The sequence below is a fragment of the Chryseobacterium carnipullorum genome, assembly GCF_900142785.1.
Lineage (GTDB): Bacteria > Bacteroidota > Bacteroidia > Flavobacteriales > Weeksellaceae > Chryseobacterium > Chryseobacterium carnipullorum.
Genome location: NZ_FRCD01000020.1, coordinates 27,596 through 43,016, shown reverse-complemented (window position 1 = coordinate 43,016; position 15,421 = coordinate 27,596). Strand labels below are relative to the sequence as shown.

Sequence of the window (15,421 nt, the reverse complement as noted above, 5' to 3'; positions counted from 1 at the left end):
ATGAAAAATGCATCACCTTTTTAATGAGTTGGCTAAAATAGTGAAAATACATTATATGTAAATCATATTAAATCCCAATGACCCGGATCGGTATTGTCAGAGTGTAAATTCAATTTTTAAGCCGAAAATCTTAATCTCAGATTTGTAATGAATTTGCTGTAACAAGTGTGCTGTAAATGGAGACTAATAGAACTCTTAGAAATTTGGATTAAATAAATAAGACTTATGAAGAAATTTTTTATTTCTGTATCGCTTTTCTGCATGTTGCACGCAATGGCACAGAAGTTTGATACTCAGAAGGTGACGGACAGCCAGGGGTATACCTATGAAACCGTGAAAAATGATCAAACCGGGGTGAGAGTTTATACCCTGAAAAACGGATTGAAAGTGTATCTGGCTAAAAATGATGATGCGCCAAGAATTCAGACCTATATTCCGGTAAGAACGGGATCAAATAATGATCCGGGTGATAATACCGGTTTAGCTCACTACCTGGAACATATGGTTTTCAAGGGAACTTCTCATTTGGGAACTCAGGACTGGGCAAAGGAAAAAGTACTTTTGCAGCAGATCTCTGACCTTTATGAGCAGCACAAAGCTGAAAAGGATCCTGAAAAGAAAAAATTACTCTATAAAAAAATAGATGAGGTTTCTCAGGAAGCGTCCAAATATGCCATTGCCAATGAATATGACAAAGCGATTTCTTCATTAGGAGCAACAGGAACAAATGCCCACACATGGTTAGATGAAACGGTTTATAAAAACAACATTCCTTCCAATGAGCTTGAAAAATGGCTTAAAGTAGAAAAAGAACGTTTTTCAGAATTGGTATTACGTCTTTTCCACACAGAATTGGAGGCGGTATATGAAGAATACAACAGAGCTCAGGATAATGACGGACGTCTTGTCAACTATGCGATGATGGAGGCCCTTTTCCCAAAACATCCGAACGGACAGCAGACAACAATAGGAACTTCAGAACACCTGAAGAGTCCATCAATGGTTGCTATTCATAAATATTTTGATACGTACTATGTGCCTAATAATATGGCTGTTGTTTTGGTAGGAGATCTGGATTTTGATAAGACCATTAAAATGGTAGATCAGTATTTTGGAACTTTCAAATACAAAGAGCTGCCGATGAAAAAGATGGTATCTGAGCAGCCGATGGAAAGCATTGTGACAAGAACGGTAAAAAGTCCAAGTACACCGAGAATGACGATGGCCTGGAGATCGGACTCTAATGGAACTCAGAACGCGAGGTTGGCTGATGTGGTGGCAGAAATTTTAAGCAACAGAGGTGATGCCGGTCTTATTGATCTCAACATTAATCAGAAGCAGAAAGTACAAAGTGCAGGAGCTTATGAATCCCCTTTCAAAACATATGGTGCTTTTGCAATGTCTGTAACTCCGAAAGACGGGCAGAGTTTTGATGATGCTAAAAAGCTGTTATTAGATCAGCTGGATTTAGTGAAAAAAGGTCAGTTCCCGGATTGGATGCTGAAAGCAATCGTTAATGACAAGAAGGTGCAGCGTATGAAGACCTGGGAGACGGCAGACGGTCTTGCCACTAATCTTTACAGCACCTACATCAACGGAATAAGCTGGGAGCAGGAGCTTGATGATATTAACCAATATGAAAAAATAACGAAGGCAGATGTTGTAAAATTTGCAAATGAATTTTTCAAAGATAATTATGTGGTCGTTTACAAGGAAAAAGGAGTGAATGATAAACTGGTTCGTGTACAGAATCCCGGAATTACTCCGATCAAGCTGAACAGAGATGCTCAATCCCCATTCCTTAAAGATATTTTAGCGGCAAAAGTATCTGAAAGCAAGCCGGAATTTATCGATTATAAGACTGCAATCCAGACTTTCCAAATCAAAGATAAAAAAATAAGCTTTGTAAAGAACAAGTATAATGATGTGGCTCAAATCAGTTATATTTTCCCTTTCGGAACAGATAATGATAAAGAACTTTCAATAGCAGTAACCCTTTTCGAATATCTTGGGACCGATAAATATACTCCTGAGCAGCTGAAAGGGGAGTTCTATAAATTAGGAATCACTTACAGTTTCAGGACGTCCAATGACCAGATCTTTATTACATTAAGCGGATTGGAAAGTAATATGAAGAAAGGCGTAGAGCTGATGAATCATTGGCTGACCAATGTAAAAGCGGATAAAGACATTTATAGCAAGACAGTGAAGACGATTCTGGAGTCCAGAGATGCTGCTAAAAAAGATAAGACAAGAATCATGAATGCTTTGACGAACTATGCTAAATATGGAAAAAATTCCAGAATGGCAGATGTTGTTTCTAAAGAGCGTCTTGAAAGCATCGATGTGGCAGAATTGACCAAAAAGATCAAAGCGCTGAACCAATCACCTTATGAAGTTTTGCTTTACGGACAGGATCAGTCAGGTCTGGAGAAAGCGGTGAAACCTTATATTGCAACAGCGAGCCTTCAGCCTGCAACAGCTAAAGAATATCAGGAGCCTGCAGCAGAAGGAAAAGTATACTTTACAAACTACGACATGGTTCAGATGGAAATGTCTAAAGTAGCGAAAGGAAATGAAGTGAATGTAAGCAACTTCGGAAAAGCGAATGTTTTCAATGAGTATTTCGGAAGAGGTTTGTCTTCTATCGTATTCCAGGAGATCAGAGAAAGTAAGTCACTGGCTTATTCTGCTTATGTTTCTTACGCGAATGCTACCGAAAAAGGGCATGCCAATTATATCACGAACTATATCGGAACTCAGGCTAATAAGCTTCCTTTGGCAGTTAATGCGATGAGTGACCTTATGGCATCTCTTCCGCAGATTCCGGCACAGTTTGAGAACTCAAGAGGTTCTGCGCTGAAGCAGATTGCTTCAAACAGAATTAACAGAACGAATATTTTCTTTAGCCAAATGGCGCTTAAAAAACTAGGGGTTGACTATGATATCAGAAAAGATGTTTATTCTGAAATTCAGGGATTAACTTTGCCTCAACTTACCAGTTTCTATGATACTGAGGTAAAGCCGGTAAAATACAACACGGCCATCATCGGTAAAAAAGAAAACCTGAATATGGAATCTATCAATAAAATGGGAACATTCCAGGAGGTATCTCTTGAAGAGATCTTCGGGTACTAAACTTTGATAATACCAATTTTGTAAGCGGAGCAGCAATGCTCCGCTTTTTGTTTTCTGGATTTATTTTTTTTCTTCCTGTTTCCCTGTATTTAAGGTGAAGGAGTTTTAGATTGGGAGAATTTTCGGTTTTTGAATACTTCGGCAGAATAAGTCTGATCTACCTAATATTGTTATTTTTTTTCTATAAGGCTTTTTAGAAATTTAATTTCTTCATCTTTTTGTTTTAGCCTTTCTTCGTATTGTTCGATGAGTTTGTCTGAAAGATTATAGTTGATCGTTTGGTTCTGAATTACACCACTTCCATTATCATTAGAAGATTCATTGTTATTATTAACCTGAACAAATCCTTCTTCAGGTTTTAAAATATCATCCAAATTTACTTCCAATGAGGTACAGATACTTTCTATATGATTGATCCAGGAATTGGTTTCGCCATTTTCCAGCCGCTGATAGGCAGAACGTGAAATTTTTAGCCTTTCTGCGAGTTCCTCCTGAGAAAAGCCTTTAGCTTCTCTGAAGTTTCTTATTCTTTTGCCAATAGTTTTGTTCATCGGAAGTTTTTTTTAATAATGAACAAATATAATTTTTTTTTGTGATTGTCAACCTTTAATAAATAATGAAAATTTTCAATATGGCGACTGTGAAAAATGAAAAATGATCGTGATAAAAAAGTGTTTGTATAATATTGTTAACATGCATCGAAAATAGGGCAGAAATACCCTGAAAAGAGGTATTGACTTTGGATTTTATTTCACATATTTGTGGAGTAATAAAAAATATTTATATTTAGCTCACTAAAAAAAACACGCTTATGAGAAAAAAAATTATGCTATGGCTATCGATGATGGTAGTTCTGGGTTTTGTGCTTCATTCCTGCGTCCATGATGATGTGATTTCATCCTCTGATCCCCCTCTGATTTATTCTAAAGAATACACCAGTAAAAGTCTGTGGAAAGAAGATGAAACCTACATAAAAAATGTAATGAAGGTCTATCATGAAAATGAAGCTCAAATCAAGAAAGTAAATGGAATACCTCTATGGGATTATGCTATGACCATGGGCTATACCGATGAAAGCTTTTTAGTAGTTCCTGTTGCCAACGGAAAAGACATTGTTGCGTGCATAGAAGTTCCCAGATATGGTGATCAGATAACATTTGTCTATGATAATAATAAGGAACATCTTAAGTTCTTCCAGGGATATACCACTGCAAAAAAAAGAAAACCTGTAGAACAAACCAGAGAACAAAGCTCTATGGCGGGAAGATTAAAATTGTGTTCTGTTACTGTGGTAGAAATGTGGTATCCTGATAATGAAAATGAACCCAATGGTTCTGGTCATTGGGAGGTAACGGGATATATTACTAAATGTGATGAAATGCAAGGCGGAGATGGACCTTCAAATCCTAATCCTCAAGGACCTACGTATCCTTATCCCGGAGGTGGTGGTACTCAATCGCAACCTCAAACGCCTTGTGCTAAGCTAAAAATTCAGAATAATGATGCCACTTACAAAGCGAAGGTTGATTATTTAAAAACAAAAACGGGAGAGTCTTTTGAATATGGTTTTAGAGTAAATAACCCTCCACCTGGACAAACGGCTACACAATATCAGCAATTAAGTAATGTGGTAGGATCAAACACTATAGATTTTAAATTCTTTAATACAACGTACGGATATATGCACAGTCATCATGAAAGATTAATTCCTATATTCTCTCCCGATGACATTAATACTTTCATTAAACTCCTTATTAATGCTAATAATAATGGTATTCCTCAGGAAAATGTGTTTATGAACGTTGTAAACCCAGATGGTACCGTTTATCAATTAAGAGGTGATGGTATAGATGTTGCCAGTTTGTCTATATTTGATCAGAATACGATTGATACTGAGTTAAATAAGAAATATGTTAATGATTACGATTTAGCAAAAGCTAATCAATCACCTGAATTTTATCAGAAAAATTTTCTGAAATTTATGAGAGACAAAATGAATATAAATGGAGCGAAAATGTATTCTATAGATAGTAATGGTAAAAGCTCACAAATTTCATTAAATGGAAATTCATTAGCGAACCCAATACCTTGTCCTTAACTTAAATAAAATAAAACAATGAAAAATATATTCTTACTATTGATATTAATATCAAATTTAATTTATTCACAACAAATCTATCCATTATATACTGAAGGAAAAATTGATTTACCAAGTGGTTCGTATTTTAAAGATTTGAATAATGAACTGAACCCTTATGTTGGTTTATGGAAAGGAAATTGGAATGGGAAAATAGTATATCTAGAGTTTAGAAAAATAAAATACCTTTCTGGAAAATTATCAGATGTCCATTATATCTATTATGATAGAATAGTGGGTGAAAGGAAAATTATTAATTCTAATGGTGCTGTTGAGATAGATAAAATTTCAACTTTTGATAACAATCCATATCATGAATATGATGGAATTAACTTTAAATTCTCCAATCCATCCCAAAAGCAAATTTATTTCGTTACTGGTATATGTGGTAAAACAGCTAATCTGGATGTTACTTTTTTAGATAATGCCCAAACCCAAATGAGCTTACATTTGATCTACAATCCAAGCACTATAGATGATACTTGCCCGTATTACAATTCTGTAATACAGGGTAATGATTTCCCTATTAATTTTCCTAAAGATATAGTGCTAACAAAACAATAAAATAAACCTCCTTTTTGGAGGTTTTAGGATAACGCAATTATGAAAAACATATTTTTATTACTGATAGCATTATCATCCTCAATTTTTTATTCACAACAGATATATCCTTTAAACATTCATGTTGAGGATGCACCTAGAGGATCATATTTTAAAGATTTAGACGGAGAACTCAACCCTTATATAGGATTATGGAAAGGAAATTGGAATGGAAAAATAGTATATCTGGAGTTTAGAAAAATTAAAACTGCTTCAACTGGTAGTCACTCTTATTACAAAGACAGATTATATGGAGAAAGAAAAATAATTAATTCTAATGGTGTTATAGAAATCGATAAAATTACGTATTTTGATAATAATCAATTTCACGAATTTAGCGGAATACATAAAAAATTTGATTCTTCACAATCTCCCCAGCTTTATTTTGCGCCTGACAATATGTGCGGTAAAACAGCTAATCTGGATGTAACATTTTTAAATGCTGCTAAAACCCAAATGAGCTTACATTTGATCTACAATCCAAGCACTATAGATGATACTTGTCCGTATTACAATTCTGTAATACAGGGTAATGATTTTCCAATAAATTTCCCTAAAGATATCGTGCTAACGAAACAGTAAAATGAACCTCCTTTTTGGAGGTTTTAGGATAACGCAATTATGAAAAACATATTTTTATTACTGATAGCATTATCATCCTCAATTTTTTATTCACAACAGATATATCCTTTAAACATTCATGTTGAGGATGCACCTAGAGGATCATATTTTAAAGATTTAGACGGAGAACTCAACCCTTATATAGGATTATGGAAAGGAAATTGGAATGGAAAGATAATTTATATAGAATTAAAAAAAGCTAAATATTATTTAGGAACAACTCCTACCAACGGTGTTTATCAAGATAAAATATTAGGTGAACGAAAAATAATTAATGCAGATGGAAGTATTTTGATAGATAGGATTTCTAATTTTGATAGCAACCAATATCATGAATTCAGTGGGGTTAATGCTAAATACTCTAATCCATCCCAAAAACAATTTTATTTTGTACCGAAAAATATGTGTGGTAAAACAGCCAATCTGGATATAACATTTTTAGATGCTGCCAAAACACAGATGAGTTTACATTTGATCTACAATCCAAGCACTATAGATGATACTTGCCCGTATTACAATTCTGTAATACAGGGTAATGATTTCCCTATTAATTTTCCTAAAGATATAGTGCTAACGAAACAGTAAAATAAACCTCCTTTTTGGAGGTTTTAGGATAACGTAATTATGAAAAACATATTCTTAATATTATTATCATTCATATCAGTATCAATATATTCTCAGGTTTATCCTTTACATACAGAAGGGAAAAGTGATTTACCAAATGGAGCCTATTTTAAAGATATGGATGGTGAACTTAATCATTATATTGGGCTGTGGAAAGGTAATTGGAATGATAAAACAATATATCTGGATTTAAGAAAAATAAAATATTATTTAGGAACTAATCCTAATGATGGAATTTATATTGATAAAATTTTAGGAGAAAGAAAAATTATTAATTCAAGTGGCGCAGTTGAAATAGACAGAATTTCTAATTTTGATGAACAATTACCTGAATTTAGAGGCATTTCCTCAAAGTTTAATAATCCATCGCAAAAACAATTTTATTTTGTACCGAAAAATATGTGCGGTAAAACAGCTAATCTGGATGTTACTTTTTTAGATAATGCCAAAACCCAAATGAGCTTACATTTGATCTACAATCCAAGCACTATAGATGATACTTGCCCGTATTACAATTCTGTAATACAGGGTAATGATTTCCCTATTAATTTTCCTAAAGATATAGTGCTAACGAAACAGTAAAATGAACCTCCTTTTTGGAGGTTTTAGGATAACGCAATTATGAAAAAGATATTTTCAATAATAACAATATTACTAAGCTCATTGTTATTTTCCCAACAAGTATACTCTCTAAATGCAAATGGAGCAGATGCGCCCAATAACTCATACTTTAAAGATTTAAATGGAGAATTAAATCCATATATTGGATTATGGAAGGGAAATTGGAATGGAAAAATAGTATTTCTTGAATTAAAAAAACAAAAATATTTTCTTGGTATAAATGGAAAAGGAATATAAGGATATGATTTTAGGAGAAAGAAAAATAGTTAATACTAATAGCATTATTGAAGTAGATAAAATAACTAATTTTGATAATAATCAATTTCACGAATTTAGCGGAATACATAAAAAATTTGATTCTTCGCAATCTCCCCAGCTTTATTTTGCGCCTGACAATATGTGCGGTAAAACTGCAAATCTAGATGTAACATTTTTAAATGCTGCTAAAACCCAAATGAGCTTACATTTGATCTACAATCCAAGCACTATAGATGATACTTGTCCGTATTACAATTCTGTAATACAGGGCAATGATTTCCCTATTAATTTTCCTAAAGATATTGTATTAACAAAGCAATAATGTAAAGCCTCTGAAGAGAGGCTTTAATAAAATTATGAAAAATATAATAATTTCACTATCGATATTTTTATCAATTATAATATATGGACAAGAATACCCTCTAAATTACGAAGACAGATTGAATATACCACAGGGGTCATATCTCAAAGATTTAAACAGCGAACTCAATCCATATATAGGATTATGGAAAGGAAATTGGGATGGAAAAACTATTTATATACAATTTAAAAAAGTAAAATATCCTTTAGGAAAGCCCAATAGCCCTCATTTTATTTATAGGGATAGAATTGTAGGTGAACGAAAAATTATCAGCTCAAATGGTTCAATTGAAATTGATAAGATTTCTACTTTTGATGAACAATATTCTGAGTTTTATGGTGTTGCTCCAAAATTTTCTAATCCATCCCAAAAACAATTTTATTTTGCACCGAAAAATATGTGTGGTAAAACAGCTAATCTGGATGTTACTTTTTTAGATAATGCCCAAACCCAAATGAGCTTACATTTGATCTACAATCCAAGCACTATAGATGATACTTGCCCGTATTACAATTCTGTAATACAGGGTAATGATTTCCCTATTAATTTTCCTAAAGATATAGTGCTAACGAAACAGTAAAATTAACCTCCTTTTTGGAGGTTTTAGGATAACGCAATTATGAAAAAGATATTTTCAATAATAACAATATTACTAAGCTCATTGTTATTTTCCCAACAAGTATACTCTCTAAATGCAAATGGAGCAGATGCACCCAATAACTCATACTTTAAAGATTTAAATGGAGAATTAGATCTTTATGTAGGATTATGGAAAGGAAATTGGATGGGCAAAACTCTCTATATTCAATTTAAAAAGGTAAAATATTTTGTAGGAACTAACGGAGAAGGGATTTATCAAGATCGAATTTTAGGAGAAAGAAAAGTCATAGAAGCAAACGGAATAGTTTCCATTGATAGAATTGCTAATTTTGATAACCAAAAACCTCAATTTAAAGGAATTAATTTTAAATTTTCCAATCCTTCTCAAAAACAAATTTATTTCGTTACTGGTATATGTGGTAAAACAGCGAATCTGGATGTGACATTTTTAGATAATGCCAAAACCCAAATGAGCTTACATTTGATCTACAACCCAAGCACTATAGATGATACTTGCCCGTATTACAATTCTGTAATACAGGGTAATGATTTCCCTATTAATTTTCCTAAAGATATTGTATTAACAAAACAATAAACTCTAATTATGCGTAAAATATTATTTGTATTTGTCTTTTTACTCTTCTCCCAATCTTTATTTTCTCAGGATGTTTATGTGAAATTTCAACATTCAAACGCAATTATAATTGGAAAGAAGGTTGATATTTCGTTCGAAGCCTTCAAAAGAAATGAAATCATAGTTTTTGTAAAGAAAAACAAAAATATAGGATATAGTTCAAAAATCTCGAAGAAAAGATTGGATAAAATCTGTAATGCAATTCTAAGGATTAAAAATGATACAATTTCAGTGAAGAATAATTTAATGGATGGATCTTTCACAACAATAACTTTAAATGATGATTTTGGAAATAAAAAAAAATATTATGCTTCAGGATTAAACAGTAAATCTCAGAGGAGTGCATTTCAAAAAGATTTTTGGTATGCTACCAAGTTGATTGTAATGGCTGCGGGGCTTAAAATGGAAGATTTAATAGATTATAGATAAACCAAAAATAATGTTATGAAAATCAGAATAAATAGCCCATGTCCTGAACAATGGGAAAATATGCAGGATTTTTTGCAAGATAAGTTCTGTGAAAAATGTTCTAAATGTGTAGTAGATTTTACAGGCAAAACCAATCAAGAGATTCAAAATATTATCACTAATGCCGAAGGTAAGGATGTCTGCGGGAGAATTCCTTCAAAACGTTTATCTATGATTGCTGCTGGGATTATTTTGGTAACAAACCTAAATTTTTCACAAGCTCAGGTTAATAATAACTTTCCTACGGCTGCTGAACAAACAGTAACGGATAGTACAAAAATATCAGGAAGGCTTATTTTTAAAGAATCTCAAAAAGTGATTTCTAATGCGGAGGTATTTTTTATTTCTAAAAGCAAATTTATAAAAACCACTACTAATGAAAATGGATATTTCTTATTAATAGTCCCTAATGATTTTATTAAGAGTGAAAATGTATTGTACTTTAATTTTGACAAGCTTAATGAAACAAGACGAAACGATAATAAAGTACAGGATAGTATCAGTGGTTACGATTACGGAGATCAGTCAATAATTTTCTCAAGAAATGAAAAAATTGAAAATAAAAAATTTGAAATCAACTATGGAGGATTTGAAATTGGAGCTGTTGTGATTGTAAGTGATCCGCCACCAGATTATTACTTCTTTAATGGGGTAAATATTAGTCAAGAAAAATTCGAAAAATTAAGAAAAGAAAATTCTCAATATCAATATTTCTCTTTTAAAGGGAAAGAAGCGGAAATTATTGCAAATGATAGCTTTATTGACACATTATACTTGCTATATTCACAGTAGAGGTCACTCTTCAAGATTTTAGAGGGGAGGCTTTATGTCAAAAAGGAAATAGAATCAGATGATAAATACTCTTTGGTTTATGTTGATTCGGATTTTTGCAACACTACGGGAAATATGATTATCAACTTTACAGATTCTTCCAAAACACAGCTTAACTGGAAACTTAATCTAGAGAGTAACATGATGAAAACGGATTACCAATATTATAATACCATCCATTTCCACAGGCACTTCCTAAAGAAATTATTCTAACAAAACAATGAATGTTTAGAACATGTATTCGTCGGTCCTATCTATTAGAAATTCAACTATGAAAATTACATCTATTTATATCATCTTGTGCTCTCTTTTCTTGCTTTCCTGTACTTCACAAAAGAATGCAAAGGAATATATTCAGCTTAAACATGAAAATGTAATGGTGATAAAAGGAGATCAGCTTTTTGTCACTTTAATCCCTACAATAAGCAAAAGAAAAAAACCTGTGATTGTAAAGTCTTCAAAGAATAATGAACAATATGACAATAGAAGAATTACTATCGCAGAGTATAAAAAAATCTGCGAACTCATCATAAAAACTCATCAAAAAGATATAGCGCTGCCGCAAAGTCCAAATCGGCTGGTGGGTATTTTGGATGGAGGAAATAATTCAATTATTCTAAAAAAAGATTCAATCGAAAAGAAATTGTATGCTCAAGGGATTTCTGAACAATATCATGGGCGTTTTTATGAAGCGGCCAAACTTATTCTAAAAGCAGCGAAGCTTAGAATTGATGAAATTAATTAAATCTTTTTTTTCTCTACCCAAAAAGGTTTTCTTCCGCTACTAAACTTTGATAATACCAATTTTGTAAGCGGAGCAGCAATGCTCCGCTTTTTGTTTTCTACATTTAATATTAAAAAGGGTTTTTACTTCCTTTGTCTGTAATTCAGCTTGACCAGCAAATAGACTTCTTGCTTTTCAAGATCATTGCACCAGGTACGTTGTGAAACCACTGCGTCATTATACAGATAAAGGTCTTCCATATTATTGTAGTATTCTATCCTCTCGGAAGTCTGGTATTTGAAAAATGAAAGAAGATTCACTTCGTCACCTATTACCGGGGCTACCGGAAACTCCACAGAATTTTCAAACTCAAATTCAACCTGATCTGAATAGAATCTTACTTTTACACTCATGACTTTATTTTCATCAAATATATCGAAAAATAAGGGTTATTAAATATTGGGGAGAAAAGCTGGAGATTACTGGTGGTATTTCAATGTCTTATGAGGTTGGGTAAAAGAACAGTAAAAGTGGCTTTGAGAACTTCTGCTAATTCAGTATCTTCTCATTATACAGTTTCTCTCTTTACTACCTCTCAAAGAAAAAACCAACCTTTTCGGGTTGGCTTAAATATTTTAAATCAATTGATTCTTAAGATTTTTAAATATTGGGGAGAAAAGCTGGAGATTACTGGTGGTATTTCAATGTCTTATGAGGTTGGGTAAAAGAACAGTAAAAGTGGCTTTGAGAACTTCTGCTAATTCAGTATCTTCTCATTATACAGTTTCTCTCTTTACTACCTCTCAAAGAAAAAACCAACCTTTTCGGGTTGGCTTAAATATTTTAAATCAATTGATTCTTAAGATTTCACTTCCTGAATAAACAGATTGATTTCCGCTCTGATCAGCAATTCACCTTGATTAAAGGTTTCGCAAAAGATCGTACAGATATTTTCGTACTGAGAGATCAGCGAGGCTTTTGAAATGATCTTATCGCCTGTTTTTGGAAGGGCAAACAATTCAATTTTTTTGATGTTGGTAATAAAACCAATCACTTTGGTATCTGCTTCAGGATTTTCGAAAAAACTCTGTCCGAGAATTGAAGAACAGGTCTGAGCCAGATTTTCAATAAGTCCGGCTTCTACAAATTCATCGTTGTGGACAAAGATATTATCTTCTTTTATTTCAAAGGAAGTCACAACTTTTTCTTTGGTCAGTTCCAGAATATAATCTGCCATCAGCATGGGCTCACGATGCGGCAGAAAGTGATGTATATTGATGAGGTCTTCCTTGATTTCCATTACAGTTATTTTACAGCAGTTTTCATTTGGGATTTTGCAATGATGGTGCCATTCAGTTTGGTTACCACGTCTACCAGCGTTACTCCCATTACTTCATTCAGGATTGCCACTTCCGATGTCAGGCGGTCTCCTGTTTCCGGAAGAGTTTCTGCTTCAAAAGACTTGATAGCACCAATATATCCGGTAGGAGCATCTTTTCCTAAAAGGAAGTACTTGTAACCGGTATGTAAAGCAACACTCTGCGCCTGATGCTCGATAAGCCCTGAAGCCTGGAAAATACCCTCCTGCACAAAGATGTTGTCTTCTTTTATTTCAAATCCGGATATGAGGTTTTCTTCATTGTATTCCATGATCTCATGGACCATGACAAATGGGAAGCGCTGCGGAATAAGACTTTCTACAAAGTTTTGGTCGGATGTGGGTAGTTGATGCTCCATTAGCAAACCGTTAATAGGGCACAAGAATAGGCAAATCTTCCACTTTCAGGAACACACAATAATACTTGCTCTCCTTTTTTCAGCTTTCCTGAATTCATCAGTTCTTCCAATGCGATAAAAATAGAGCCGGCACCAATGTTTCCTACTTCAGAAAGATTATAGAACCACTTTTCTGCAGGGAAATCCATTCCTTTCTTAGCAAATTCTTCTTTAAGACCATCTTTAAAATAGCCTGAAGAAATGTGGGCCAGAACATGGTCAATCTTTTCCGGATCTAGATTATGCTTGTCAAAAGAAGATCTTAAGCTTTCGGCTCCTTTCACCAGGATGTATTTGTCCAGGATTTTGGTGTCCTGTTTGATGGCAAAGATGGATTGTTTCAGCCATTCATCAGAAGGATAATCTGCCCATGATTTCAGGCTTCCGTCTTCCTGTTTGTCACATCCGGCATACATACATGCTTCAATCTCGTGAGCGTAAGAATAAAAATCGATGAAATCTATTCTTAAAGAGATCCCATTTTCTCTTGGCTTATTTTGAAGAAGGAAAGAACCTGCACCATCAGAAAGCATCCATCTCAGGAATTCTCTTTTAAAGGCAACAATAGGTCTTTCTTCCAATGCTTTTAAATTTTCAGCTTCATGGTTGAATTTATCTGCTGTCATCCATGCAGACATTCTTTCTGATCCTGCACATACCGCATTTTCATTCACCCCGGCTTTTACAGAAAGAAATCCGTAGTTCAGGGCATTCATTCCGGAGTTGCAGAGACCTGTAGCAGTATTGATTTCAATAGATTTGCCGATATTCAGCTCACCATGAACCATGGAAGCATGTGAAGGCTGCATCTGATCCGGAGAAGTGGTTCCTACAGATAACAGTTTCATATCTTCTTTTTTGAAATTTTCATCGAATAGTCCTTCTACAGCTTTTGCAGTCAGCTGTGCATTGGTATGAGTAGGATTTCCTTCTTTATCCAAAGCATAGTATCTTGTTGTGATCTTGTTGTTTCTTAAAATCAATGATTTTGCTTTAGAAGGAGCGTCATTTATCAGACCAAGATAAGTCTCCATTTCATCATTTGATACCGGGTTATTAGGTAAATATGTTGATGCTTTTGTTATAAATACGTCGTACATTCTATTTTAAATTAATTCCTTGTAAATATGTTTTCTGTTTTTGTCTTTTAAACCAAAATATGGGGGTTGTCAGTAAGTGTAAAACTAAGACGATAGGTGAGATAATCCATATCGCGGCCATCAAATATACCTTAAAGAATTTTATCAGCAATGGGCGCTTCTCTTTTTTCTTGATAATCAGATTAGACCATACAGTGAAGATCTTGTTTCCTACTTTTTCTACTCTTACCAGAAAAGGACGGATCTCTACAGCTCCGTTTTGTACCAGATCAGGCTGAAGGCCAGACAGGTTTCCGCTGCTGAGATGTTTCTCTATAATAGTGCCATACTTTGAAGATCCTGAAATTTCTTCATCTGAGATCCCGGCAGCAGGAAGCATTCCTGATTTTTCTTTCTTTCCTGTCGTCAGCCAGCGCAAGATGGTGAGTACACTTGTATAGTTGTCGTGCCTGTCTACTAAAGCAATATTTCCTACCAGTTTTGCTCCCAGATCTCTTAAATGTACTTTCAGTTTCTCCTGAGAAAGCATCCACATATTTCTGGTTCCCGAAATCGTAACCACATCTGTGCCTTTCATTATTTTTTCCGCAAAACCACTCTTTAAAAATGAAATGATAGGGATGGATGGGGTAAGATACCATACCTGATATCCGAATAAGATGAGGTCATACTTTTTACCCAGAATTTCTTCAGAAGGGGGAAAGATCTCTTTCGGGATCTGAAGGTAGGATTCAGGGAATGTATTGAAGAAAACATCACCCGGCCATGGGAAAGGAAAATCTTCCTTTAGCTGGATATTGTAGTAGGTAACGTTATATTCCTCCTTTTTAGATTCAAAAGGTTGGGCCATATTTTTTACAATATCTTCCAGCTGTCCGGTCTGAGAATAGTAGATTACGAGTATATTCTTTTTCATTAATATTCTTTA

The 15,421-nt window shown here is 33.9% G+C and carries 20 protein-coding genes; 14 read left to right on the top strand and 6 right to left on the bottom strand.

Annotated elements, in window-relative coordinates:
- Positions 1-225 precede the first annotated feature (225 nt).
- On the top strand, positions 226-3,138 hold the full coding sequence (locus BUC06_RS19670) for a M16 family metallopeptidase (RefSeq protein WP_073335710.1): 2,913 nt from the start codon (positions 226-228) through the stop codon (positions 3,136-3,138).
- 170 nt (positions 3,139-3,308) lie between these two features.
- Here BUC06_RS19670 and BUC06_RS19665 read toward each other — a convergent pair whose 3' ends face one another.
- Positions 3,309-3,689, bottom strand: a complete 381-nt coding sequence (locus BUC06_RS19665) for a helix-turn-helix domain-containing protein (RefSeq protein WP_073335708.1) — start codon at positions 3,687-3,689, stop codon at positions 3,309-3,311.
- A gap of 260 nt (positions 3,690-3,949) precedes the next feature.
- On the opposite strand from BUC06_RS19665, the gene BUC06_RS19660 reads away from it, so the two are divergent.
- The 12 genes from BUC06_RS19660 to BUC06_RS19605 all read left to right on the top strand — a co-directional run bounded on the left by BUC06_RS19660 (position 3,950) and on the right by BUC06_RS19605 (position 11,638).
- Positions 3,950-5,236, top strand: coding sequence for a hypothetical protein (locus tag BUC06_RS19660; RefSeq protein ID WP_073335706.1), 1,287 nt, complete (start codon positions 3,950-3,952; stop codon positions 5,234-5,236).
- An 18-nt stretch (positions 5,237-5,254) separates the two neighbouring features.
- Positions 5,255-5,839 carry a DUF6705 family protein gene (locus BUC06_RS19655; protein ID WP_073335704.1) on the top strand — a complete coding sequence of 195 codons (585 nt, stop codon included), beginning with the start codon at positions 5,255-5,257 and terminating at the stop codon, positions 5,837-5,839.
- A 39-nt stretch (positions 5,840-5,878) separates the two neighbouring features.
- The gene (locus BUC06_RS19650) at positions 5,879-6,457 is read left to right on the top strand and encodes a DUF6705 family protein (RefSeq protein ID WP_073335703.1); all 579 of its coding nucleotides are present in this window, start codon (positions 5,879-5,881) and stop codon (positions 6,455-6,457) included.
- A 39-nt stretch (positions 6,458-6,496) separates the two neighbouring features.
- Positions 6,497-7,081, top strand: coding sequence for a DUF6705 family protein (locus BUC06_RS19645; RefSeq protein WP_073335702.1), 585 nt, complete (start codon positions 6,497-6,499; stop codon positions 7,079-7,081).
- 39 nt (positions 7,082-7,120) lie between these two features.
- Entirely contained in the window at positions 7,121-7,702 is a 582-nt protein-coding gene (locus BUC06_RS19640) for a DUF6705 family protein (protein ID WP_073335701.1), read from the top strand.
- Between the two features lie 39 nt (positions 7,703-7,741).
- Complete coding sequence (locus tag BUC06_RS19635; protein ID WP_073335700.1) at positions 7,742-7,978, top strand: hypothetical protein; 237 nt, start codon at positions 7,742-7,744, stop codon at positions 7,976-7,978.
- Entirely contained in the window at positions 7,962-8,321 is a 360-nt protein-coding gene (locus BUC06_RS19630) for a hypothetical protein (RefSeq protein WP_073335699.1), read from the top strand. Before BUC06_RS19635 ends, BUC06_RS19630 begins: the two co-directional genes overlap by 17 nt.
- Before the next feature lie 34 nt (positions 8,322-8,355).
- The gene (locus tag BUC06_RS19625) at positions 8,356-8,940 is read left to right on the top strand and encodes a DUF6705 family protein (RefSeq protein ID WP_073335698.1); all 585 of its coding nucleotides are present in this window, start codon (positions 8,356-8,358) and stop codon (positions 8,938-8,940) included.
- A 39-nt stretch (positions 8,941-8,979) separates the two neighbouring features.
- On the top strand, positions 8,980-9,555 hold the full coding sequence (locus BUC06_RS19620) for a DUF6705 family protein (RefSeq protein WP_073335697.1): 576 nt from the start codon (positions 8,980-8,982) through the stop codon (positions 9,553-9,555).
- A gap of 9 nt (positions 9,556-9,564) precedes the next feature.
- Positions 9,565-10,023 carry a hypothetical protein gene (locus BUC06_RS19615; RefSeq protein ID WP_073335696.1) on the top strand — a complete coding sequence of 153 codons (459 nt, stop codon included), beginning with the start codon at positions 9,565-9,567 and terminating at the stop codon, positions 10,021-10,023.
- A gap of 15 nt (positions 10,024-10,038) precedes the next feature.
- Positions 10,039-10,854 carry a hypothetical protein gene (locus tag BUC06_RS19610; RefSeq protein WP_073335695.1) on the top strand — a complete coding sequence of 272 codons (816 nt, stop codon included), beginning with the start codon at positions 10,039-10,041 and terminating at the stop codon, positions 10,852-10,854.
- 310 nt (positions 10,855-11,164) lie between these two features.
- Positions 11,165-11,638 carry a hypothetical protein gene (locus BUC06_RS19605; RefSeq protein WP_139263404.1) on the top strand — a complete coding sequence of 158 codons (474 nt, stop codon included), beginning with the start codon at positions 11,165-11,167 and terminating at the stop codon, positions 11,636-11,638.
- 122 nt (positions 11,639-11,760) lie between these two features.
- Here BUC06_RS19605 and BUC06_RS19600 read toward each other — a convergent pair whose 3' ends face one another.
- On the bottom strand, positions 11,761-12,030 hold the full coding sequence (locus BUC06_RS19600) for a hypothetical protein (protein WP_073335693.1): 270 nt from the start codon (positions 12,028-12,030) through the stop codon (positions 11,761-11,763).
- Between the two features lie 96 nt (positions 12,031-12,126).
- Between BUC06_RS19600 and BUC06_RS23920 the strand changes: the two genes are divergently transcribed.
- Positions 12,127-12,342, top strand: coding sequence for a hypothetical protein (locus BUC06_RS23920; protein WP_167367440.1), 216 nt, complete (start codon positions 12,127-12,129; stop codon positions 12,340-12,342).
- Positions 12,343-12,476: 134 nt separating this feature from the next.
- On the opposite strand, the gene BUC06_RS19595 is transcribed toward BUC06_RS23920, so the two are convergent.
- Genes BUC06_RS19595 through BUC06_RS19580 form a run of 4 tightly spaced genes read right to left on the bottom strand, consistent with a single transcriptional unit; the run spans position 12,477 to position 15,409 of the window.
- Positions 12,477-12,917 carry a hotdog family protein gene (locus BUC06_RS19595; protein WP_073335692.1) on the bottom strand — a complete coding sequence of 147 codons (441 nt, stop codon included), beginning with the start codon at positions 12,915-12,917 and terminating at the stop codon, positions 12,477-12,479.
- A 5-nt stretch (positions 12,918-12,922) separates the two neighbouring features.
- Complete coding sequence (locus BUC06_RS19590; protein WP_073335691.1) at positions 12,923-13,354, bottom strand: hotdog family protein; 432 nt, start codon at positions 13,352-13,354, stop codon at positions 12,923-12,925.
- Positions 13,354-14,493, bottom strand: coding sequence for a dialkylresorcinol biosynthesis protein DarB (locus tag BUC06_RS19585; protein WP_073335690.1), 1,140 nt, complete (start codon positions 14,491-14,493; stop codon positions 13,354-13,356). The genes BUC06_RS19590 and BUC06_RS19585 overlap by 1 nt, the downstream gene beginning before the upstream one ends.
- A gap of 1 nt (position 14,494) precedes the next feature.
- Positions 14,495-15,409 (bottom strand): hypothetical protein, encoded by a 915-nt coding sequence (locus BUC06_RS19580; RefSeq protein ID WP_073335689.1) that lies wholly within the window; start codon positions 15,407-15,409, stop codon positions 14,495-14,497.
- Positions 15,410-15,421 lie beyond the last annotated feature (12 nt).

Excerpts from the sequence above, each read along its gene's own strand:
- BUC06_RS19590 (WP_073335691.1), bottom strand. The coding sequence starts at position 13,354 with ATGGAGCATCAACTACCCACATCCGACCAAAACTTTGTAGAAAGTCTT.
- BUC06_RS19650 (WP_073335703.1), top strand. The coding sequence starts at position 5,879 with ATGAAAAACATATTTTTATTACTGATAGCATTATCATCCTCAATTTTT.
- BUC06_RS19625 (WP_073335698.1), top strand. The coding sequence starts at position 8,356 with ATGAAAAATATAATAATTTCACTATCGATATTTTTATCAATTATAATA.
- BUC06_RS19620 (WP_073335697.1), top strand. The coding sequence starts at position 8,980 with ATGAAAAAGATATTTTCAATAATAACAATATTACTAAGCTCATTGTTA.
- BUC06_RS19660 (WP_073335706.1), top strand. The coding sequence starts at position 3,950 with ATGAGAAAAAAAATTATGCTATGGCTATCGATGATGGTAGTTCTGGGT.
- BUC06_RS19615 (WP_073335696.1), top strand. The coding sequence starts at position 9,565 with ATGCGTAAAATATTATTTGTATTTGTCTTTTTACTCTTCTCCCAATCT.
- BUC06_RS19600 (WP_073335693.1), bottom strand. The coding sequence starts at position 12,030 with ATGAGTGTAAAAGTAAGATTCTATTCAGATCAGGTTGAATTTGAGTTT.
- BUC06_RS19670 (WP_073335710.1), top strand. The coding sequence starts at position 226 with ATGAAGAAATTTTTTATTTCTGTATCGCTTTTCTGCATGTTGCACGCA.
- BUC06_RS19580 (WP_073335689.1), bottom strand. The coding sequence starts at position 15,409 with ATGAAAAAGAATATACTCGTAATCTACTATTCTCAGACCGGACAGCTG.
- BUC06_RS19640 (WP_073335701.1), top strand. The coding sequence starts at position 7,121 with ATGAAAAACATATTCTTAATATTATTATCATTCATATCAGTATCAATA.
- BUC06_RS19605 (WP_139263404.1), top strand. The coding sequence starts at position 11,165 with ATGAAAATTACATCTATTTATATCATCTTGTGCTCTCTTTTCTTGCTT.
- BUC06_RS19645 (WP_073335702.1), top strand. The coding sequence starts at position 6,497 with ATGAAAAACATATTTTTATTACTGATAGCATTATCATCCTCAATTTTT.
- BUC06_RS19635 (WP_073335700.1), top strand. The coding sequence starts at position 7,742 with ATGAAAAAGATATTTTCAATAATAACAATATTACTAAGCTCATTGTTA.
- BUC06_RS19585 (WP_073335690.1), bottom strand. The coding sequence starts at position 14,493 with ATGTACGACGTATTTATAACAAAAGCATCAACATATTTACCTAATAAC.
- BUC06_RS19630 (WP_073335699.1), top strand. The coding sequence starts at position 7,962 with ATGGAAAAGGAATATAAGGATATGATTTTAGGAGAAAGAAAAATAGTT.
- BUC06_RS19610 (WP_073335695.1), top strand. The coding sequence starts at position 10,039 with ATGAAAATCAGAATAAATAGCCCATGTCCTGAACAATGGGAAAATATG.
- BUC06_RS19655 (WP_073335704.1), top strand. The coding sequence starts at position 5,255 with ATGAAAAATATATTCTTACTATTGATATTAATATCAAATTTAATTTAT.
- BUC06_RS19665 (WP_073335708.1), bottom strand. The coding sequence starts at position 3,689 with ATGAACAAAACTATTGGCAAAAGAATAAGAAACTTCAGAGAAGCTAAA.
- BUC06_RS19595 (WP_073335692.1), bottom strand. The coding sequence starts at position 12,917 with ATGGAAATCAAGGAAGACCTCATCAATATACATCACTTTCTGCCGCAT.